The organism is Streptosporangium sp. OZ121 (assembly GCF_051918885.1).
In the GTDB taxonomy this organism is placed as follows: Bacteria; Actinomycetota; Actinomycetes; order Streptosporangiales; family Streptosporangiaceae; genus Streptosporangium.
In genome coordinates this window covers 107608-127845 of the sequence record NZ_JBPXMC010000025.1, presented here as the reverse complement: position 1 = coordinate 127845, position 20238 = coordinate 107608, and the positions used below count along the sequence as shown (strand labels likewise).

The following is a 20238-nucleotide window of genomic DNA, read 5'->3' as shown; positions in this document are numbered from 1 at the left end:
GAGCGAGGAGCGTGCATGGCCGTCAACCGTGTGGTGACCGACATCCCGTCCGGCCGTCCGGCCGGGACCACGGTCGTCGCGCCCCCGCGCGACCGGTTCCGCGGTCGGTGCGGCCGCCCGCCGCTCGACCCCGGCGGGGCGGTGGTGGACATCTCCACCCCGGTCTGATCTACGCTCGGTCGACGCGCGTCATCGCCAGGATCTGAGATCACCGTCACAGGAGTGGGAATGTGCGCATGGCCAGGCGAACACGGGGCATATTCCTGCACCGCTGGAAGGCGGCGCGTTGACGTCCTCCCCCCATCGGCCGAGCTCGCTCAGACTTTCGAGGGAAATCCGCAGCGCGGCGTCGTGCCGTGTTCTCTCCTCCGCCTCAAGGCGGAGGTCTCCACGTTCAAGAGGGACTGATGATCGAGATTTGGCCGGGTGACCCCTATCCTCTCGGGGCCACTTACGACGGCGCGGGAACCAACTTCGCGCTTTTCACCGAGGCCGCGGAACGCGTCGAGCTGTGCCTGTTCGACGAGGAGAACAAGGAGACCAGGGTCACCTTCACCGAGTGTGAGGGCTTCGTCTGGCACGGATACCTGCCGGGCGTCGGCCCGGGGCAGCGGTACGGCTACCGCGTGCACGGCCCGTACGACCCGCCGAGAGGTCAGCGGTGCAATCCCGCCAAGCTCCTGCTCGACCCGTACGCCAAGGCGGTCGAGGGGGACGTGAAGTGGGACGAGGCGGTGTACGGCTACCGCTTCGGCCATCCGGACAGCCGCAACGACGCCGACTCCGCCGAGTTCGTGCCGCGCTCCATCGTGATCAACCCGTTCTTCGGGTGGGGGCACGACCGGCCGCCGAGCACGCCGTACCACAACACGGTGATCTACGAGGCGCACGTCAAGGGCCTGACGATCAACCACCCGAAGATCCCCGAGCGGATCCGCGGCACGTACGCCGCGATCGGCCACCCGGAGATCATCGATCACCTGACCGCCCTCGGGGTGACGGCGATCGAGCTCATGCCGGTGCACCAGTTCGTCACCGACCACGTCCTCGCCGAGCGGGGGCTGACCAACTACTGGGGCTACAACAGCATCGGGTTCTTCGCGCCGCACAACGCCTACTCCAGCACGGGGCAGCGCGGCGGGCAGGTGCTGGAGTTCAAGGCCATGGTCAAGGCCCTGCACGAGGCGAACATCGAGGTCATCCTCGACGTGGTCTACAACCACACGGCCGAGGGCAACCACCTGGGCCCGACGCTGAGCATGCGCGGCATCGACAACGCCGACTACTACCGCCTGGTCGACAGCGACAAGCGGTACTACATGGACACCACCGGCACCGGCAACAGCCTGTTCATGCGCTCCCCGCACGTACTTCAGATGATCATGGACTCGCTCCGCTACTGGGTCATCGAGATGCACGTCGACGGCTTCAGGTTCGACCTGGCCTCGACGCTGGCGCGCGAGCTGCACGAGGTCGACCGGCTGAGCGCCTTCTTCGACCTGGTCCAGCAGGACCCGGTGCTGTCGCAGGTCAAGCTGATCGCCGAGCCGTGGGACGTCGGTCCCGGCGGCTACCAGGTGGGCAACTTCCCCGCCAGGTGGACCGAGTGGAACGGCATGTACCGCGACACGATCCGCGACCTGTGGCGGGGCGAGCCCGCCTCGCTGCCCGAGTTCGCGTCCAGGCTGACCGGCTCCAGCGACCTCTACCAGGACGACAGCCGCCGCCCCGCCGCCTCCATCAACTTCGTCACCTGCCACGACGGCTTCAGCCTGCAGGACCTCGTCTCGTACAACCACAAGCACAACGAGGCCAACGGCGAGGACAACCGGGACGGCGCCGACGACAACCGCTCCTGGAACTGCGGCGAGGAGGGGCCCGCCTCGCTGGCGATCGAGTCCCTGCGCGAGCAGCAGAAACGCAACTTCCTGACCACGCTGTTCCTGTCCCAGGGCGTTCCGATGATCTCCCACGGCGACGAGTTGGGCCGTACCCAGCGGGGCAACAACAACGTGTACTGCCAGGACAACGAGCTGAGCTGGGTCGACTGGTCCGACATCAGGGAGAACTGGCTGCTGCTGGAGTTCACCCGGCGGCTGGCCAAGCTCCGCGCCGACCATCCGGTCTTCCGGCGGCGCCGGTTCTTCTACGGACGGCCGGTACGCGGCTCGGAGGAGAACCTCAGCGACATCGCCTGGCTCACTCCGAGAGGGGAGAAGATGACCGACGCCGACTGGAACGTGGGGTACGCCAAGTCGCTCGCCGTCTTCCTGAACGGTGAGGCCATCACCGAGCCCGACCGCCGGGGCCGGCAGATCGTCGACGACTCGTTCCTGCTGCTGTTCAACGCCCACCACGACGTCATCAAGTTCACGCTGCCCAAGGATTACGGTGAGATGTGGTTGACGGAGATCGACACGGCCATGCCGATCACGGTCGACACCCGGGTCTGCCGGGCCGGAGAGAGCGTGCCGGTCGTCGGCCGCTCGGTGAGGGTGCTGCGCCGTGTCTGAGCCCGTGATCCAGCCCGTCCCCGAGCCCGTTCCGCTGGAGCCCGCGCCCGGGATCGTCCCCCCGGAGTCGGTGCCCGAGCCGGGCCCCGTGCCGGAACCCGTGCCGGAACCCGGGCCCGGCATGCCGCCGGACCCGCTGCCGGAGATCTCGCCCGAGACCCCGCCCGGTGCCGTCCCGCCGCAGGTCGCCCATGACGAGCTCCTGCCGGAGTCCGTTCCCGGGACCAGGACCGGCGTGGACGTCCCCGACCCCCTGTCGCTTCCCGAGGAGGTGCCCGCGCCCCCGCCGCCGCCGGGTTCGTACGGGGTGCCGATCTCGACCTACCGCTTCCAGCTCACTCCCGACTTCGGGTTCGAGAAGGTGGCCGAGCTGGCCCCTTACCTGCGGGACCTGGGCGTCAGCCACGTCTATCTGTCACCGATCCTGCAGGCCGTGCCGGAGTCGCGGCACGGCTACGACGTGACCGACCACTCGCGCGTCCGCGAGGAGTTCGGCGGCGTCGAGGGGCTGCGGGAGCTGTCGGCGACGCTGACCCAGCACGGGATCGGCGTCGTCGTCGACATCGTGCCCAACCACATGACGATCCCGGTGCCCGAGTCGGGCAACGCGCAGCTGTGGTCGGTGCTCAAGGACGGGCCGGACTCGCCGTACGCGTCGTGGTTCGACATCGACTGGTCCGTCGAGGACGGCGAGAACGGCGGTGTCGGTGTCGGTGTCGGTGTCGGTGTCGGCAAGGTGAACATGCCGGTGCTCGGCGACTCGGGCGAGGTGGTGGCCGACGGCGACGTGCTGCGCTACCACGACCACGAGTTCCCGCTGCCCGACACGCACTACCGGCTCGTCGACTGGCGGCGCGGGCCCGGCTACCGCCGGTTCTTCGACGTGTCCTCGCTGATCGGGGTGCGCGTGGAGGACCCGGAGGTGTTCGACGCCACGCACGCCGTCATCCTCTCGCTCGTCGAGGAGGGGGTCATCCAGGGGCTGCGGGTGGACCACCCCGACGGGCTCGCCGAGCCGCGCGGCTACCTGTCGCGGCTGCGCGAGAGCGCGGGCGTGTGGACCGTGGCGGAGAAGATCCTGGTCGGCTCCGAGCGGCTGCCCGCCGACTGGGAGTGCGACGGCACCACCGGCTACGAGACGCTCAACCGGATCACCGGGCTGTTCGTCGACCCGGCGGGCAAGGAGCCGCTGGTCGAGCTGTTCGCCCAGCAGACCGGGGTGCGGGACGACTACGCCGCCGTGGTCCGCGAGTCCAAGGCGGAGGTGCTGAACCTGTTCTTCGGCTCGGAGATCGACCGGCTGCACGCCGTCGTCGGCTCCGACCGGCAGACGCTGGTGGAACTGCTCGCCGCGATGCCGGTCTACCGGGCCTACGCGGTGCCGGGCGAGCCGGTGCCCGAGACCTCGGTCAGGATCGTCGAGGAGGCCGGGCGGGTCGCCGCAGGGCGGCTGCCCGAGGGCGCCCCGGTGGCGGAGGTCGTCGAACGGGTCCTGAACGGGCCCGCCGAGGCGGTCACCCGCTTCCAGCAGACCTGCGGCCCGGTGATGGCCAAGGGCGTCGAGGACACCGCCCTCTACCGCTGGTACCCCCTGTCCTGCCTCAACGAGGTGGGCGGCGAGCCCGACCGGTTCGGCGGGTCGGTCGAGGAGTTCCACGCGTTCTGCCGGGAGATGTCGCCGGGCACGATGACGACGCTCTCCACGCACGACACCAAGCGCTCAGAGGACGTACGGGCCCGGCTCGCCGTGCTGTCCGAGCTGCCGGGGGAGTGGGCGGCGGCGGTCGGCGAGTGGTCCTCGAAGGTCTCCTTCGACCCGGCCCTCGACTACCTGGCCTGGCAGAACCTGATGGCCTCCTGGCCGATCGGGCCCGACAGGTTCTTCGACTACCTGTTCAAGGCGGCCCGCGAGGCCAAGACCTCGATCTCCTGGGCCACCCCCGACCCGGCCTACGAGCGCGGCATCCGCGACTTCGTCGGCCGGGCCGTCGAGGAGTGCGGCGCCTCGGTCGCGGAGTTCGCCGCGAGGATCGAGCCGTACGCCAGGTCCAACTCGCTGAGCCAGAAGCTCGTCCAGCTCATGCTGCCCGGCGTGCCCGACCTGTACTGGGGCAACGAGATCACCGACTTCTCCCTGGTCGACCCGGACAACCGGCGACCGGTCGACTTCCCGCTGCGCCGCCGGATGCTCTCGTCGGCCCAGGCCCACGCGAGCCAGGCCCACCCGGACGAGCCTCACCCGAGCCCCGCCGCCACCGGCAGCCTGTCGTGGGACGAGGCCAAGCTGGCGGTCACCGCCCAGGCCCTGGACCTGCGGCGGAGGCTGGACCCCGAGGCGCCGTACGTCCCGATCGAGGCCGGGGAGCACGCGATCGCCTTCGCCAGGGGGGAGCGGGCCGTGACGGTGGCCACCCGGCTGCCCGTCGGCCTGGAGCGGCGCGGCGGCTGGGGGAGCACCACGCTCACCCTGCCGCACGGCACGTGGCGGGACCTGCTGTCGGGCGCCGAGTACACCGGCCGGATCCCGCTGGCCCACCTGCTGTCCATCCACCCTGTCGCGCTGCTGGAAAGGGACTGACCGATGTTCGAGGTATGGGCGCCGCGGGCGACGGCGGTGGACGTGGAGATCGGCGAGGTCCGCTACCCGATGTCGTCCGCCGGGGGCGGCTGGTGGACGGCGGAGGTGTCCGGCGCCGGGCACGGGACCGACTACCGGTTCCGGCTGGACGGGGGCGAGGCGCTGCCCGACCCCAGGACCCGCTGGCAGCCCGAGGGGATCTTCGGGCCGAGCCGGGTCTACGAGCACGACCGCTTCGAGTGGGGCGACGCCCTGTGGAAGGGCCGTGACCTGCCGGGTTCGGTCATCTACGAGCTGCACATCGGCACCTTCACCCCCGAGGGCACCTTCGACGCGGCGATCGGCAAGCTGGAGCACCTGGTGGAGCTCGGCGTCGACTTCGTGGAGATCATGCCGGTGCCGCCGGTGCCCGGCGGGCGCAACTGGGGCTACGACGGCGTGGACCTGTGGGCCGTCACCGAGAACTACGGCGGCCCCGACGGGCTCAAACGCCTGGTGAACGCCTGCCACCGGCGCGGGCTCGGCGTGATCCTCGACGTCGTCTACAACCACCTCGGCCCCTCGGGCAACTTCCTCGCCCCCTTCGGCCCGTACTTCCACTCCAGCGCCTCCTCCTTCTGGGGGCAGGCCGTCAACCTGGACGGCCCCGGCTCCGACGAGGTGCGCGCCTACTTCGTCGGCAACGCGCTGCAGTGGCTGCGCGACTACCACATCGACGGCCTGCGGCTGGACGCCGTGCACGCGCTGCACGACGACCGGGCCGTGCACCTGCTGGAGGAGATCGCCGTCGAGACGGAGGCGCTGTCGGCGGCGGTGGGCAGGCCGCTCACGCTCATCGCCGAGTCCGACCTCAACGACCCCCGGCTGATGACCCCGCGCGAGGCCGGCGGGTTCGGTCTCGCGGCGGCCTGGAACGACGACGTCCACCACGCCCTGCACGTGGCGGCGACCGGTGAGCGGCACGGCTACTACGACGACTTCTACGGCGCCCTGCCCAAGGTGCTGACCCGCGCCTACTACCACGACGGGACCTACTCGTCCTTCCGCGGGCGTTCGCACGGCCGCCCGGCGTCCCACGTGCCCGGCTACCGCTTCGTCTGCTGCGCGCAGAACCACGACCAGATCGGCAACCGGGCCGAGGGCGACCGGATGGCGCCCGAGGCGCTGCGGCTGGCCGCGGGGCTCCTGCTGACCTCGCCGTTCACGCCCATGCTGTTCATGGGGGAGGAGTGGGGGACGCGGGCGCCGTTCCTGTTCTTCACCGACCACGTCGAGCCGCAGCTGCGCGAGGGCGAGGGCGAGCGGCGGCGGCGGGAGTTCGTCGGCTTCGGCTACGACGACTGGGCGGACAAGGCTCCCGATCCGGGCGAGGAGCTGACGTTCCTGCGCTCCAAGCTCGACTGGAGCGAGCTGGACGACGACGCCCACCGGGCCCACCTCGACTGGTACCGCGCCCTGATCGCGCTGCGCCGCGCCCACCCCGAGCTGACGGACCCGAGGCTGGATCGGGTACGGGTCGACCACGGCGAGTCCTGGCTGGTCGTGCACCGGGGAGGGCTCAGGGTGGCGGCCAACCTCGGCCCGGTCGCGCTCACGGTCAAGCTGGGGACGGGCCGGTTCGCGCCCGGCCACATCCTGCTCGCCTCCGACCCGTCGGCGACCGCGGAGGGGGAGGAGCTGTTCCTGCCTCCTCGCTCGCTCGCGGTGGTGAGGCTGGATCCTGCCCTCTGAGCCGTTGCCTCGCCGCTCCTTCGGGGTGGTGAGATCGCCGTTCCCTCGCGGTGGCGAGGGAACGGCCGCGGGCTCAGGCCGGCACGTGGTTGCGCAGCCGGAGGTCCTCGGGGTACGGGGAGAAGTACGTCTGGTCCCGTACGTAGTCGGCGGCCAGGCCCTGGGCGTGGTGGCGGATCAGGGTCGCCGGGACGCTCAGCGCCACCCGTCCGGCCTGGTAGGAGGCGATGACCTCGGCCAGGTCGGCCCGGCGCACCGGGTCGAGCGCGTCGCCCACCATGCCCACGCAGTGCTGCAGGACGTTGACGTGCCGGCCGATGCTGGCCTTGGCGGCGAGCGCCGTGCCGAAGACTCGGGCGTAGTCGGCGGCCAGCTCCTCGCGGGGCCTCGTGCCCGCCTGGGCCACCACCCTGCCCGCCTCCCTGAAGGCCGCGGGGTTGTGGGCCAGCAGCTGCATCTTGTGCCGGGCGTGGAAGGACACCAGGTCACGGGGGCGCCAGTCGCTCTCCAGCAGCGCGCGGAGCCGGGCACGGGCGAAGACCCGTTCCACGAAGGTCTCGCGGAGGAGGGCGTCGTTGAGCCGTCCCTCGTCCTCGACGGGCAGCAGCGGATGGGCGCCGAGGACCGCGGCCGCGAACACCCCCGTGCCCTTGTGATCCACGGTCGTGCCCCCGGCGTGGACGGGGATGCCGTGCACCCCGCAGCTGGGGCTCCTGGACTTGAGGACGTAGCCGTCCACCTCGCGCAGGGCCGGAGCCCGTTCTTCGGCGAGGGCGGTCATCCTGTCGGTGAGGTCCACCCGGCTCTTCCTGGAGACCAGCCGCGTCCCGTCCGGTGAGAACTCCAGGCGGAGGGTATCGCGCGGGCTGCCGAGGCCGATCTCCATCTCCGGGCAGATGTGCACCCACTCGACGTGCTTGTCGAGCTCGCCGTTGAGAAACCGGTTGCGGCTGTGCCCGCCGTCGAACCGGACCGGCTCGCCCATCAGGCAGCTGGACACCGCGACTCTCGGTCTGACGACCTGCCCGCCCGTCTCGTCGGTCCGGCCGGTTCCGTGCATCGTGTCCACCTTGTCCATCGCGCTCGTCGCGCCCGTACCGTCCGCGCCACGCGCGGCGGCCACTTCGTCCCGGCGGGGTTCGGCATGCCGGACGCCCGTCGCGGCCGTGCCGAGGATGCCGGACAGGCGGCGCAGGCCGCGTGCCGTACGTGCCTTGATCGTGCCGAGCGGGACGCTCAGTCTCTCGGCGATCTCCCGCTGGGTCAGGTCTCCGTAGTAGGCGAGCTCGATCGCCTGGCGCTGCGGTGCGGGCAGTTTGGCCAGCGCCCGCTGCACCTGGTCGCGCTCCGCCAGGCCGTCACCGTCGGTCCGGCCGTCGGCACCGGTGCGGTCCGCGATGACATCCAGCGGCACCGTTTGCAGGGTGCGGATCCGCAGCTGGTCGACCGCCCGCTTGTGGGCGATGCCGAGCATCCAGGCGGGAAGGCTGCGCGCCGGGTCGAAGCGGTGCCTGGAACGCCAGACCTCCACGAACACGATCTGCTGAAGATCGTCGACATCCTGCGGGCGAACGAATCGTCGCAGGTAGGAGCGGACGAGGGGCCCGTGGACCTGGAAGCACTCGACCAGCGCCGCCTCCTCGCCCGCGGCGAACCGGGTGTTCAGGGGGTCTGTCATGATGCCTCCTCTTACCGAGAAAAGCTACTCAAAACTTATTCATACTCGCTCAACGGCCGTGATCGCAAGTGAGCGGCACGGAGATGCCCGCAGGCCGGGGCGGGGAGAGGCGGCCTGGGACGGCCTGGGACGGCCTGAGGCCGCGGGGGCCGGGCAGGCGGAACGACGGGGAGAGCGGACCCGGGAGGCGGTGGCGCGCCCGGCCGATCGGGAGAGGCGGAGGCGCTCGTCAGGGAGGGCGGACGCGCCTGACCGGCCGGGAGAAAGCGGGTCGGAGGCGTGCCGGGAAGGTCGGAGGCGTGCCGGGAGGGTCGGAGGCGTGCCGGGAAGGGATCAGGCCAGGGCGGCGGCGGCGACGCGGGTGATCGCGTCCTGGAACGACGCGACGCGCGGGATGGAGGCGGGCAGGCCCTCCCACCAGCCCGTGCCGCCGGCGACGATCAGGCTCGGCGGGCGGAGCACGGGCAGCGACGCGAGCGGGGCGGGGTCCCCGGTCTCGGGCAGCTGGGACCAGACGAAGACCACCGAGGGCCCCAGCCGCCGCATCGCGTCCGCCAGCGCCGGGTACGGGGTCCGGGCGCCCAGCACCCGGGTCTCCACCTGATGCTCGGTGGTCAGCGCGGCGGCGAGCGCGTAGATCGGCAGACTGTGCAGGTCGTTCTCGGCGCAGGCGAGCAGCACGGGACGCGGGCCGGCCGGCCGGGCGGGGCGTTCGGTGAGCCCGATCAGCGCGGCCATCAGCCGGTCGGAGAACAGGTGCTCGACCTCGATGCTCGCCCCGCTCTCGGACTGGCGCCTGCAGATCGTCTCGAAGACCGGCATCACCAGGCGCTCCCAGGTCCACAGCACGCCGTGCCTGGCCAGCGCCGCGCCGATCCAGTCGTGCACGGTCCCGCTGTCCAGCATCATCGCCGCCCGCGTCAGCATCGCCACCGTCGGCACGTCCGGCAGCCGATCGGCCGTGAGGGACGGGATCCCCTTCGGGGCCGGCCACTCGGGCTCCTGCTCCCGCTCCTGCTCCTGCTCCGCCGGAGGCGCGGGGGGGACGACCTCGATCCTCAGGACCCTCCGTGCCGCGTCGGAGGCCGGGATCCCGCTCCTGATGAGCCGGTTCATCTCCTCCAGACGCCACAGGTCACGGGCGTCGTAGCGTCGGTGCCCCCCCGGGCTCCGGCGGCTCGGGCCCACGCCGTAGCGTAGGTTCCAGGTCCGCAGCGTGGGGGCGGGTACTCCGAGGCGCCGTGCGACGGCTCCGATGCCGTATCCGGGCTCCTCGTCGGCTACCACGTGACGCTGCTCGTTCATCTCATCCCATTTCGAGCCTGCTATGTGCGGTACCAGCGTGACAGGCGAGGGGAGCGGTCGCTCCCTGAACGTTCTTTCGAGTTCCGGGCCCCTGGCGGACGCAACCGACGGAGCGTTACCGGGCGAAGGAAAAACGTGACCGATACTGTGATCGTTTTGTTCAGCCGCGACCTCCGGGTGCACGACCACCCGGCGCTCGCCGCGGCGTGCGAGCGCGCACGTCATGTCATACCGCTCTTCGTCGCGGACCCCGCCATCCCCTCGGGAAACCGCGGGGGGTTCCTCGCCGAATGTCTCGCCGACCTGCGTGGATCGCTCCGCGAGCGGGGTGGTGAGCTGGTCGTGCGCCACGGCGACCCGGTCGCCGAGACGATGCGCCTGGCGGAGGAGACGAAGGCCCAGGCCGTCCACACCAGCCTGGACGTCAGCACCCTCGCGCGACGCAGGCAACGGCGCCTGGCCGAGGAGTGCGAGCGCCTCAGGATGGCGTTCCGCGTGTTCCCCGGCCTGACGATCGTGCCCCCCGACGCCCTGAGACCGACGGGCGGAGGTGACCATTACCGGGTCTTCACACCCTACCTGCGGGCCTGGGCCCGGCAGCCGCGCAGGGAGGTGCTCAAGGCCCCCGACATCGTGCACGTCCCCGGCGGCCTGAGGGCCGGAAAGCTGCCCGAGCCGGGGCGTGAGCCGTACGAGCTGTTCAGGGGCGGCGAGAAGGCCGGGCGGCGGAGGATGGAGCAGTGGCTGAAGCACTGCGTGGAGGACTACGCCGACGGCCACGACGACATGGCGGGCAACCGCACCTCCAGGCTCAGCCCCTACCTGCGCTTCGGCTGCGTCTCGCCTCTGGAGCTGGAGGCGCTCGCCAGGGACGCGGGGGGCGCGGGTGACGCGAGGGACGTAGGGGAGATGGAGGAAGAGGGCGAGGACCGCAGGGGGGCCGACGAGTTCGTCAGGCAGCTGTGCTGGCGTGACTTCTTCTACCAGGTGACACGGGCCTTCCCGCGCGTCAACCGGGACGACTACCGGCCGCGCGGGCACGAGTGGCGCGACGACGACCACGCGGCGCAGGCGTGGAAGGCCGGCATGACCGGGGTTCCGATCGTGGACGCCGGGATGCGGCAGTTGCTCACCGAGGGCTGGATGCACAACCGGGCGCGCCTGATCGCGGGCTCGTTCTTCGTCCGGCGGCTGGGCGTCGACTGGCGCGTCGGTGCCGACCACTTCTTCGACCTGCTGCTCGACGGCGACGTCGCCAACAACTACGGCAACTGGCAGTGGGTGGCGGGGACCGGCAACGACACCCGGCCCAACCGGCCCGTCAACCACATCCGGCAGGCCAAACGGTACGACCCGGACGGCGAGTACGTCCGCCGTCACGTCCCCGAACTCGACGCCGTGCCCACGCGGATGATCCACGAGCCCTGGAGGCTCCCCTCGGGCGTACCGGGCTATCCGGCGCCCCTGGTGTCCATGGGCTGAGCCCGGCCGGACAGGGGCCGTGAGCGATGACGCGGGGAGGTTCGGAACGAATCTTCCTCCCCACGCGTCGCACAGGTGTGACCCCCTATGACAACGCCGCCGACGCCCTGCTCGCCGCCCGCGAACGGGTGCGCCGGCTCGAACAACTGACCAGCAGGCGCGAGGCGGTGGCCGTGCAGCTCGACGAGGTCGGGGCGCTCCTGGGCGACCTCGAGGAGCAGCTCGCCAAGGAGGAGCGGGACGTCTCCAAACTGGAGGGCGGCGGCTTCGCGGCCCTCCTGTCCGGGCTCACCGGGTCCAGGGAGGAGCGGCTCGCCAGGGAGCGCGCCGAGGCGCTGGCCGTACGGCAACGCCTGGACGGCCAGCGCAACCGCCTCGAATGGCTGAACGCCGACCGGGCGGCCGTCGACGAGGGGCTCGCCGGGCTGGGGACGGCGCGGGAGGAGTACGACGCGCTGCTGGAGCGGGAGGAGCGCCGGCTGGTCGCCTCCGGCGCCCCCGAGGGGCGCGAGCTGGTCGAGATCGGCCACCGCCTCGCCGACACCCGCGCAGGCCTCGTGGAGCATCAGGAGGCCCACCAGGCCGGGGTGGACGCGCTCCACGGGGTCGGCGAGGTCCTGCGCTGCCTCGGCGGCGCCCGTGGCGCCTCCAGGTGGGACATGCTGGCCGGGGGCGGCTTCGCGGACATGGTGGAGCACGGCCACCTGCGCAACGCGGACGAGGCCGCCTGGCACGCCCAGCAGCTGCTGGACACCTTCTCCAGGGAGCTCGTCGACATCGGCGTGCACGTCACCCCGAAGCTTCCCAAGGTGGACACCCGCTGGTTCGCCGACATGTTCTTCGACAACATCATCACCGACGCGATCAAGCACCACCGGATCGCGGAGACCGGCGCGGCCGTCGCGGACGTCGCCGAGTGGGTGAGGCGCACGGTCGACGGCCTGGACCTTCGCCTCGAAGAGCTGGCCCGGCAGCGGGACGCCCTGGTGGCCCGCCGCGAGAAGGTCATCGTCACCGGCTGAGGCGGGGGCCTTCCCGGCAGGCCCCCGGCAGTGAAAAACCCCGGCAGTGAAAAACCCCGGCGGTGAAGAGCCCGGGCGGTGAAGAGCCCGGGCGGTGAAAAACCCCGGCGGGGAAGAGATCCGGCGGTGAAGAGCCCGGGCAGTGAAAAGCCCCGGCGGTGGTGGGCCTTCCCGGCGGGGCGCCTGGCCGGGAAGGCCCACCACCGCCGGGGTGGCGGTGATCGTCTCAGTGCGGTGGTCTCAGTGCCTGTGGTCGTGGCCCGCGTGGTCGTGGCCCGCGTGGTCGTCGTCCTCGTCCTCGTCCGAGGGGCCGTCGGAGGGCTCGACGCCCAGCACGGCCTCACGGGGCTCGATCTGGTCGACGTGCTCGATCAGGCCCAGGACGTGGTCCGGCTCGATCAGCCACTGCAGCGCGCTGGCGCCGGTGTCGTCGGCCGAGACCAGCTCTGCCTGCTCCTTACGCTCGTCGTCGTCCAGATCGGCGTCAGGGTGGTTGATCTCCTTCAGCGCGGCGGTTTGCAGGGCGGCGAGGTCCTGCACCTCCACGGTCAGCTCAACGGTCAGACGCAGATAGCGTTCGGTGCCCGATACATCACTCATGGTGGAAATCCTAGTGCCTGGGTGGGGTGAGAACTGCCTAGGGGAGCTTCCACTCCACGGGGCCCGCGCCCTGCTGCTCGAGAAGCTCGTTCGTCCTGCTGAACGGGCGGGAGCCGAAGAAACCGCTGCGGGCAGAAAGGGGGCTGGGGTGGGCCGACTCGATGGCCGGGGTGGACCCGAGCATCGGGCGCAGGTTGCGGGCGTCGCGCCCCCACAGGATCGCCACCATCGGCTTGTCGCGGGCGACGAGGGCCTTGATGGCCTGCTCGGTGACCTCTTCCCAGCCCTTGCCCCGGTGCGAGGCGGGCTTGCCCGGCATGACGGTGAGCACCCTGTTGAGCAGGAGCACGCCCTGCTCGGTCCAGGGGGTCAGGTCGCCGTTGCCCGGCATCGGCAGCCCGAGGTCCTCGGTGAGCTCCTTGTAGATGTTGCGCAGGCTGCCCGGGATCGGGCGCACGTCCGCGGCCACGGAGAAGCTCAGGCCGATCGGGTGCCCCGGCGTGGGGTACGGGTCCTGGCCCACGATCAGCACTTTGACCTGGTCGAAGGGCTGCTGGAAGGCCCGGAGCACGTTGGCGCCCGCGGGGAGGTACTGCCGGCCTTCCGCCACCTCCTTCCGGAGGAACTCGCCCATCTCGGCGATCTTCTCGGCGACGGGTTCGAGGGCCTTGGCCCACCCGGCTTCCACGACTTCGTTCAAGGGGCGTGCGGCCATGTGCAGGACCCTATCGAGGTTTTAGGCCCGGTACGGCGCGTGCTGGAAAGTGCTGGAAATCAGCGCGCGTCGCACCGGGCCTGCCCCTGTGGATCACTTCACCGAACCGGCCATCATCCCCTGGACGAAATACCGCTGGAAGGCGAAGAAGAGGATCAACGGGATGATCAGCGACAGGAAAGCTCCTGGCGCAAGAATGTCCACGTTGGTCCCAAACTGCCGCATCTGGGACTGCAGGGCCTTGGTCATCGGCTGGTTCTCGGTGTTGGCGAAGACCAGCGAGACGAGCAGGTCGTTCCAGACCCAGAGGAACTGGAAGATCCCGAGTGAGGCGACCGCCGGCTTGGCCAGCGGGAACACCACGGTGGAGAAGATCTTCCATTCCCCCGCGCCGTCCATCCGCGCCGCCTCCAGCAGCGAGCGTGAGATGCCCGCGAAGAAGTTGCGGAGCAGGAAGATGGCGAAGGGAAGTCCGAAGGCGACGTGGAAGAGCACCACGCTCACGATGGAGCCGAAGATCCCGGCGGAGCCGTACAGCTTCGCGATCGGGATGAGCGCGATCTGGGTCGGCACCACCAGCAGGCCGACCACCACCAGGAACAGCGCGTCCCTGCCGGGAAACTCCATCCAGGCGAACGCGTACGCCGCCATGGCGGCGATGCCGATCACCAGGACGGTCGAGGGCACCGTGATGAACACGGTGTTCCAGAACGACGCGGTGAACCCGGTGGCCAGCAGGTCGGAGTAGTTCTCGAAGGTCAGCTCGGCCGGCTTGGTGAGGACCGTCCACCAGCCGGTGGAGTTGTTGGCCGTCTCGTCGCGGATCGAGACCACGAACAGGCCCAGGGTGGGAACCAGCCAGAACAGGCCGATCACCACCAGTACCGCCTGGACCAGGCCGCCGCCCAGCCGGTCCACGATCCTGCCGAGGGTACCGCGGGGCGGGGCGCCAAGGGTGGAGGTCGTCACTGGTTGTCCCTCCTGAACCGGCGGATGTTGATGATCATGAAGGGCAGGACGAGGACCAGTAGGAAGATGGCGAGCGCGCTGCCCAGCCCCTGGTTGCTGCCTCCGCCGAACGAGACCCGCCACATCTCCAGCGCGATCACGTTGGCCTGCGGCTGCACCGATCCCGGCGCGATGACGAAGACCAGGTCGAAGACCTTCAGGGTGTTGATGATCATCGTGACGAACACGACGAGCAGCACCGGGGCGAGCAGCGGAACGGTGATCTTCCGGAACACCTGCCACTCGGTGGCGCCGTCGATGCGGGCCGCCTCCAGCGCGTCACGCGGGATGGCCGCGAGCCCGGCCGCGATCAGCACCATGGCGAACCCGGCCCACACCCAGACGAACGCGCCGATGATCGCCGGGGTGATCAGCGTCGGGCCCAGCCAGGGGATGCCGCCGAAGGCCGCGTCGAAGTTCGACTGCGGCAACCGCACCTGGTACTCGCCGGGAGCGAGCCCGGTGAAGCGGAAGGTGCCGTCGGCCTCGCTGGTGGCGGTGGCCTTGACGGTGCCGTTCTGCACCGCCTCGACCGTCATCCCGGCCAGGGCCTTCTCGGTGCCGTCCACCTGGTTGGGCGCGCCGCCGCCGCCCTGGGTGAAGTCGAACCAGACGGTCCCGGCCAGCTCGCCGGGGCCCGGCTGGGCCGCCTTCGCCGTCGAGGCCGAGGCGAGGGTGGCGGGCTTCACGCCCACGAGCGGCAGGAGCACCGCCTGCCCCGGCTGCGCGGGCTGCTTGGCCACCACCCCGCCGCCCTGCCCGGGGGCGACCGGGGACTGGTCGTTCTCCCTGGGACGGGCGTCCGGATAGCCCTGGTCCGAGCCGAAGAGACCGGTCACCGAGGTGATCACGGCGTTGGCCACGCCCCGGTCGGGGGCCTGCTCGTAGACCAGGCGGAAGATGACGCCGGAGGCCATCAGCGAGACGGCCATCGGCATGAACACGACCAGCTTGAACGCGGTCGCCCAGCGGATCCGCTCGGTCAGCACCGCGAAGATGAGGCCGATCACGGTGACCAGGGCGGGAGCCACCGCGACCCAGATCAGGTTGTTCCTGATCGTGGTCAGGGTGGAGGAGTCGCTGAAGATCGTCGCGTAGTTGTCCGCCCCGACGAAGGTGCGGCCGCCGGCGTCGTAGAGGCTCCGGTAGATCGAGTAGATGATCGGGTAGATCACCATCACGCCGAGCACGAGCGCGCCCGGCAGCAGGAACCAGAGTGCCAGCGTCGGCGGCGGCCCCAGCCGGGAGGCCCCGGCGGGTATCACCGCCGGTGCCGCCGCGGGCGCCGCGGCCCCTGCCGTCGCGAGCTCCGGCTCGGCGACGGGCTCGGCGACCGGCTCGGCCGGGGCGGTTTCCGTGGTGCGGGCGGGGCCGGCGTCCTGCGCCGGCCGCCGGGTGTCGTCCGGTCCGGAGGAGGGGTCGCGGGCGGCGTCGCCGCCACGCGAGCCCTGCGGGCCGTCTAACCGATCGGTCACGGCCGCTCTCCCTTACTTCCAGGCTTTCTTGGCCTCGGCCTCAAGCTTGGCCTGGATGCCCTTGACGTCCGAGGGGTCGCGGACGAAGTCCTGCAGGTACTTCCACTCGGCCTTGCCGTCGGTCCCGCCGAAGGCGCTGGGCGCGAGGTCGGACATGTCATAGCGGACGGCGTCGCCGGCGGCGATGATCGTCTCGGCGAGCTTCTTGGTCAGCTCGTCCGGGTAGTTGTCGGGCGAGACGTTGCGGTTGGGAGAGAGGTAGCCGGGGAGCTTCGCCCAGACCTCGCCGCCCTCCTTGGAGGCGAGGAACTCCAGCAGCGCCATCGCGCCCTTGGAGTCCTTCAGCGCCACCGCGATGTCGCCGCCCAGCACGACCGGCTCGGTCTCACCGGCCTTGGGGAACGGGAAGTACTTGGCCTCCTCGCCGAGCTTCGCGCCCGACTGCTCGGCCGTGACGCCCACGAAGTCGGCCTCGATGACCATCGCCGACTTGTCCTGGCCGTAGACCTGGGTCACGCAGGTCGGGAAGTCGGTCTGCAGGGCGCCGGCGGAGCCGCCGAGCAGGAACTCCTTCTTGCCGACGAGCTGCGCGATCTTCTCCAGCGCGGTGGTCACGCTGGGGTCGGTCCACGGGATCTCGTGCTTGGAGAGCTTGGTGTAGTTCTCCGGGCCCGCGGTGGACAGGTAGACGTTCTCGAACAGGTCGGTCAGCGTCCAGCCGGAGGCGCCGCAGAGGGAGAACGGCGGGGTGCCGGAGTCGGCGATCGTCTGGGCGGTCTTGATCAGGTCGTCCCAGGTGGCCGGCGGCGTCGCGCCGGCGTCCTGGAAGGCCTGGTCGCGGTACCAGATGAGCGACTTGTGGGCCGCCTTCACCAGCACGCCGTAGGACTGGCCGTCGGCGGAGCCGAGTTCCTTCCAGTACGGGGTGTAGTTGTCGTCGATCTGCTTCTGGACCTCGGCGGTGAGCGGCTTGAGCGCCTTCTGGTCCGCGTACTGCTGGACCAGGCCGGGCTGGGGCAGGATCGCGACGTCCGGCGGGTTGCCGCCCTCGATGCGCGGGCCGAGGTAGGCGCCGGTGTCCTCGCCGGTGGAGGCGTAGGTGACCTTGGCGCCGGTCTTCTCCTGGAACGCCTTGAGCACCGCCTCGAAGTTGGCCTGCTCGGCTCCGGTCCACTTGGCGGCGACCTCGACGGTCACCCCTTCGAGGGTCTTGGCGGCGGCCGGCGCCGACGCGGACGCGCCGCCGCTCGTGGCCGGTGCCGGGGCGGCCGACTCGCCGCCGCCGCACGCGGCGAGTGCCAGAGCGAGTCCCGCCGTCGTGACCGCGGCAATGGTTCTGCGCATGCTGAACAGACCTCCTGAGACGTTGAGGCTGACAATGGAGCGATATATGGGACGAACAAGCAGCCGAAATGGGGATGACGGCTTGTGCCGGGGGTCGGCCCGGCGTCATTGAGCCCGGATGATCTCTTCGAGTTGGCCCTTCATGGAGGAGACGACGTCCTCGCTGTCGTGCTCGGTGAAGGGCGGTGTGAGGGCGTTGGAGACCGCGCTGGCGATCACCAGACTCACCTGGTCGTAGTTGGCGCTGGCGGGCCTGGGCCGGGCGGAGAGGATGCTCTGCTTCAGGACCGGCAGGTAGGGAAAACGCTTGATCAGGCCGGGGTCGTCGTACAGCTCGGCCCACACGGGCGGGAACGAGCCGTCGGCGAGCACCCGCCGCTGGTTCTCCAGATCGGTGAAGTAGCGGATGAACTCGGTGGCCGACTTCTGCCGTTTGGAGAAGGCGCTCACCGCGAGGTTGTAGCCGCCGAGCGAGCCGGTGCCGGGGCCGTCGAGACCTGGCAGCCGGGTCACCCCGAACTTGCGGGCGACCGCCGAGGTGGTGGCCGGTCCGTAGGCGTGCGGCCAGTTGCGGGCGAAGGCCAGCCGCCCCTCCTCGAAGGCGAGCTGTGCCTCGTCCTCCTTGAAGGAGAGCGCCTCCTGCGGGATCCACCCCTCCCGGAACCCGTCCACCAGGAAGTCCAGGCCGGCCTTCGCCCTGGCCACGTCCATGGTCACCTTGGTGCCGTCCGGGCTGAGGATCTGCCCGCCCGCCGACTGCACGGCCTCGGCGAAGTTCACGGTCAGGCCCTCGTAGGCGAGGAACTGCCCCGCGTAGCCGCCGATGCCGTACTTGTCGTGCAGGACTCGCGCCTGGGCGCGCAGCTCCTCCCAGGTCCTCGGCGGCTTGAAGCCCTCCTTGGCCAGCAGGTCCTTGCGGTAGTAGAGGAGGCCGGCGTTGCTGGTGTACGGGACCGCCCAGAGCTTGCCCCGGTAGACCGCCGTGTCGACGACCGGCGGCAGGAACCGGCCGAGCGGGAACATCGCGCGCTCCAGCGGCAGGATCCAGCCGGCCTCGGCGAACTCGGCGGTCCAGATCACGTCCAGCCCGATCACGTCGTACCGGTCGCTTCTGGCCTGGAGGTTGGCGACCATCTGGGCACGCTGCTCGTCGGCCGCCTCGGGGAGCTCGAGCAGGGTCGCCCGCTCCCCGGGGTGGGTCTGGTTCCATCGGTCGAGCAGCGGCTGCAGGTAGGCGGTCGCGGGACGTCCGATCACCAGGGTGAACGGACCGGTCCCGCCGAACCGTTCCGTCTCCCGCGCGCCGGTCGCCGAACATCCCGCCACGAGAAGCACGGTGAGCGCGACGGGGATGAGTCGGCGCACCATGACCTCCCGGTTTCCAGTTGGTTACATACGTGTTAGGTAGATGCATTCATGTTATGCATAGCGATAACATCACCGTCAACGGATAACCCCGTAACGCTCACGTAACGAGCTCTCCGAGGAGGTGGGGCGTGCGGCTGATGCTGCTGGCGCTCCTCGCGAAGGAACCTGCCCACGGCTACGAGCTCAAACAGGCACTTGAACAGATCTTCGGCAGCGCCTACCCTTCACCGAACATCGGGCAGATCTACGTCACGCTCGGCCGTCTGGAGAAGGACGGCCTGGTGCGTGCCGTGGACGTCGAGCAGTCCAACCGGCCGAACAAGAAGGTCTACTATCTGACGGCCGCCGGCCGCGAGATCCTCGACACGTGGGTGGACGAGCCCACCGAGGGGCCCAGGGTCCGGGACGAGTTCTTCATGAAGCTCGTGCTGGCCCCGATGACCGGCATCGCCGACAGAATGGCGATGATCAACCGCCAGCGCCGTCACTACCTCGGACTCATGCGTGACCTCAACGAGCTCGCCGAGCGGACCGACCCGGACAACCGCGTCGCGCTCCTGCTGGTCGAGGGGGCCATGCTGCACCTCCAGGCCGACCTCGACTGGCTCGAACGCTGCCAGGAGGAGCTGAGTTGACGTCCCCCGTGGTCCCCGTGGTCGAAACCGTCAACCTCGTCAAGATCTACCAGGACGGCGGGGTTCCGGTGCCCGCGGTGCGGGGGGTCGACCTGCGGGTGAGCCCCGGGGAGTTCGTGGCGGTCATGGGCCCGTCCGGCTCCGGCAAGTCCACCCTGGTCCACATGATCGGCGGCCTCGAGGCCAGGACCAGCGGCGAGATCTGGCTCGACGGGCAGCGGGCCGACACGCTCAACGAGAGCGCCTGGGCGCTGCTGCGCCGCCGGAGGATCGGCTTCGTCTTCCAGTTCTTCAACCTCGTCGCCAACATGACGGTGGCCGACAACGTCGAGCTGCCCGCGCTGCTGGCCGGCGCCTCCACGCGCGAGGCCCGCCGGCGCCGCGAGTATCTCCTAGGCGAGCTCGGCCTGACCGCCCGCGCCGACGCCGCCCCCTCCCAGCTCGCCGGGGGCGAGCAGCAGCGGGTCGCGCTGGCCCGCGCGCTGGCCAACGAACCGAGCCTGCTGCTCGCCGACGAGCCCACCGGAAACCTCGACAGCCGCAACACCCGCGACGTCCTGCGCCTGCTCGGCGAGGTCCACCGCGATGGCCAGGCCGTCATCCTGGTCACCCACGACGCCAGGGTGGCCAGCCTGGCCGACCGGGTGGTCTCCCTCCTGGACGGCCAGATCGTCGACGACGGCGGCGCCGGGCTGGCCCGCCGCCGCCCCAAGGGCAGCGCGGGCGACGTCGTCGAGCTGAGAGGCTGACGGTGCGCCTCCGGCCCTCCCCGCCCGCGGCCGTG

The 20238-nt window shown here is 70.6% G+C and carries 16 protein-coding genes and 1 pseudogene; 8 read left to right on the top strand and 9 right to left on the bottom strand.

The window, feature by feature from the left end; genetic code table 11:
* Nucleotides 1-15 precede the first annotated feature (15 nt).
* From ACTOQ1_RS32995 to treZ, 4 genes are all read left to right on the top strand, one after another.
* The gene (locus ACTOQ1_RS32995) at nt 16-168 is read left to right on the top strand and encodes a hypothetical protein (protein WP_440071876.1); all 153 of its coding nucleotides are present in this window, start codon (nt 16-18) and stop codon (nt 166-168) included.
* A gap of 239 nt (nt 169-407) precedes the next feature.
* Complete coding sequence (gene glgX, locus ACTOQ1_RS32990) at nt 408-2513, top strand: glycogen debranching protein GlgX (RefSeq protein WP_440071875.1); 2106 nt, start codon at nt 408-410, stop codon at nt 2511-2513.
* Nucleotides 2506-5091: a malto-oligosyltrehalose synthase gene (treY, locus tag ACTOQ1_RS32985; RefSeq protein WP_440071874.1), complete on the top strand. Its 2586-nt coding sequence runs from the start codon at nt 2506-2508 to the stop codon at nt 5089-5091. The genes glgX and treY overlap by 8 nt, the downstream gene beginning before the upstream one ends.
* A 3-nt stretch (nt 5092-5094) precedes the next feature.
* Nucleotides 5095-6822: a malto-oligosyltrehalose trehalohydrolase gene (gene treZ / locus ACTOQ1_RS32980; RefSeq protein ID WP_440071873.1), complete on the top strand. Its 1728-nt coding sequence runs from the start codon at nt 5095-5097 to the stop codon at nt 6820-6822.
* A gap of 73 nt (nt 6823-6895) precedes the next feature.
* On the opposite strand, the gene ACTOQ1_RS32975 is transcribed toward treZ, so the two are convergent.
* From ACTOQ1_RS32975 to ACTOQ1_RS32965, 3 genes and pseudogenes are all read right to left on the bottom strand, one after another.
* Complete coding sequence (locus tag ACTOQ1_RS32975; RefSeq protein WP_440071886.1) at nt 6896-7882, bottom strand: YbgA family protein; 987 nt, start codon at nt 7880-7882, stop codon at nt 6896-6898.
* Nucleotides 7883-8014: 132 nt separating this feature from the next.
* Nucleotides 8015-8500, bottom strand: a pseudogene (locus ACTOQ1_RS32970) (RNA polymerase sigma factor); the annotation flags it as partial.
* A 333-nt stretch (nt 8501-8833) separates the two neighbouring features.
* Nucleotides 8834-9805: a MerR family transcriptional regulator gene (locus tag ACTOQ1_RS32965; RefSeq protein WP_440071872.1), complete on the bottom strand. Its 972-nt coding sequence runs from the start codon at nt 9803-9805 to the stop codon at nt 8834-8836.
* 135 nt (nt 9806-9940) lie between these two features.
* Here ACTOQ1_RS32965 and ACTOQ1_RS32960 point away from each other — a divergent pair, with 135 nt between their 5' ends.
* Together ACTOQ1_RS32960 and ACTOQ1_RS32955 are read left to right on the top strand one after the other, a co-directional pair.
* A complete protein-coding gene (locus ACTOQ1_RS32960) occupies nt 9941-11287 on the top strand; it encodes a cryptochrome/photolyase family protein (RefSeq protein ID WP_440071871.1) in 1347 nt (448 codons plus the stop codon).
* A gap of 77 nt (nt 11288-11364) precedes the next feature.
* The gene (locus tag ACTOQ1_RS32955; RefSeq protein ID WP_440071870.1) at nt 11365-12309 is read left to right on the top strand and encodes a hypothetical protein; all 945 of its coding nucleotides are present in this window, start codon (nt 11365-11367) and stop codon (nt 12307-12309) included.
* A gap of 240 nt (nt 12310-12549) precedes the next feature.
* Here the strand turns inward: ACTOQ1_RS32955 and ACTOQ1_RS32950 are convergent, their stop codons facing one another.
* From ACTOQ1_RS32950 to ACTOQ1_RS32925, 6 genes are all read right to left on the bottom strand, one after another.
* The gene (locus ACTOQ1_RS32950; protein WP_362863939.1) at nt 12550-12909 is read right to left on the bottom strand and encodes a hypothetical protein; all 360 of its coding nucleotides are present in this window, start codon (nt 12907-12909) and stop codon (nt 12550-12552) included.
* A gap of 37 nt (nt 12910-12946) precedes the next feature.
* A complete protein-coding gene (locus ACTOQ1_RS32945; protein WP_440071869.1) occupies nt 12947-13624 on the bottom strand; it encodes a uracil-DNA glycosylase in 678 nt (225 codons plus the stop codon).
* Nucleotides 13625-13717: 93 nt separating this feature from the next.
* Complete coding sequence (locus tag ACTOQ1_RS32940; RefSeq protein WP_440071868.1) at nt 13718-14593, bottom strand: carbohydrate ABC transporter permease; 876 nt, start codon at nt 14591-14593, stop codon at nt 13718-13720.
* On the bottom strand, nt 14590-16107 hold the full coding sequence (locus tag ACTOQ1_RS32935) for an ABC transporter permease subunit (RefSeq protein ID WP_440071867.1): 1518 nt from the start codon (nt 16105-16107) through the stop codon (nt 14590-14592). The genes ACTOQ1_RS32940 and ACTOQ1_RS32935 overlap by 4 nt, the downstream gene beginning before the upstream one ends.
* A gap of 12 nt (nt 16108-16119) precedes the next feature.
* Entirely contained in the window at nt 16120-17451 is a 1332-nt protein-coding gene (locus ACTOQ1_RS32930; RefSeq protein ID WP_440071866.1) for an ABC transporter substrate-binding protein, read from the bottom strand.
* 105 nt (nt 17452-17556) lie between these two features.
* On the bottom strand, nt 17557-18819 hold the full coding sequence (locus ACTOQ1_RS32925) for an ABC transporter substrate-binding protein (protein ID WP_440071865.1): 1263 nt from the start codon (nt 18817-18819) through the stop codon (nt 17557-17559).
* Between the two features lie 137 nt (nt 18820-18956).
* Here ACTOQ1_RS32925 and ACTOQ1_RS32920 point away from each other — a divergent pair, with 137 nt between their 5' ends.
* Nucleotides 18957-19454 (top strand): PadR family transcriptional regulator, encoded by a 498-nt coding sequence (locus ACTOQ1_RS32920; protein ID WP_440071885.1) that lies wholly within the window; start codon nt 18957-18959, stop codon nt 19452-19454.
* Nucleotides 19451-20203 (top strand): ABC transporter ATP-binding protein, encoded by a 753-nt coding sequence (locus tag ACTOQ1_RS32915; protein ID WP_440071864.1) that lies wholly within the window; start codon nt 19451-19453, stop codon nt 20201-20203. The genes ACTOQ1_RS32920 and ACTOQ1_RS32915 overlap by 4 nt, the downstream gene beginning before the upstream one ends.
* Nucleotides 20204-20238: the final 35 nt, after the last annotated feature.

Bases quoted from the DNA above. Each gene is read 5' to 3' on its own strand.
- ACTOQ1_RS32995 (WP_440071876.1), top strand. From the start codon at position 16: ATGGCCGTCAACCGTGTGGTGACCGACATCCCGTCCGGCCGTCCGGCC.
- glgX (WP_440071875.1), top strand. From the start codon at position 408: ATGATCGAGATTTGGCCGGGTGACCCCTATCCTCTCGGGGCCACTTAC.
- treZ (WP_440071873.1), top strand. From the start codon at position 5,095: ATGTTCGAGGTATGGGCGCCGCGGGCGACGGCGGTGGACGTGGAGATC.
- ACTOQ1_RS32975 (WP_440071886.1), bottom strand. From the start codon at position 7,882: ATGCACGGAACCGGCCGGACCGACGAGACGGGCGGGCAGGTCGTCAGA.
- ACTOQ1_RS32965 (WP_440071872.1), bottom strand. From the start codon at position 9,805: ATGAACGAGCAGCGTCACGTGGTAGCCGACGAGGAGCCCGGATACGGC.
- ACTOQ1_RS32950 (WP_362863939.1), bottom strand. From the start codon at position 12,909: ATGAGTGATGTATCGGGCACCGAACGCTATCTGCGTCTGACCGTTGAG.
- ACTOQ1_RS32945 (WP_440071869.1), bottom strand. From the start codon at position 13,624: ATGGCCGCACGCCCCTTGAACGAAGTCGTGGAAGCCGGGTGGGCCAAG.
- ACTOQ1_RS32930 (WP_440071866.1), bottom strand. From the start codon at position 17,451: ATGCGCAGAACCATTGCCGCGGTCACGACGGCGGGACTCGCTCTGGCA.
- ACTOQ1_RS32925 (WP_440071865.1), bottom strand. From the start codon at position 18,819: ATGGTGCGCCGACTCATCCCCGTCGCGCTCACCGTGCTTCTCGTGGCG.
- ACTOQ1_RS32920 (WP_440071885.1), top strand. From the start codon at position 18,957: ATGCTGCTGGCGCTCCTCGCGAAGGAACCTGCCCACGGCTACGAGCTC.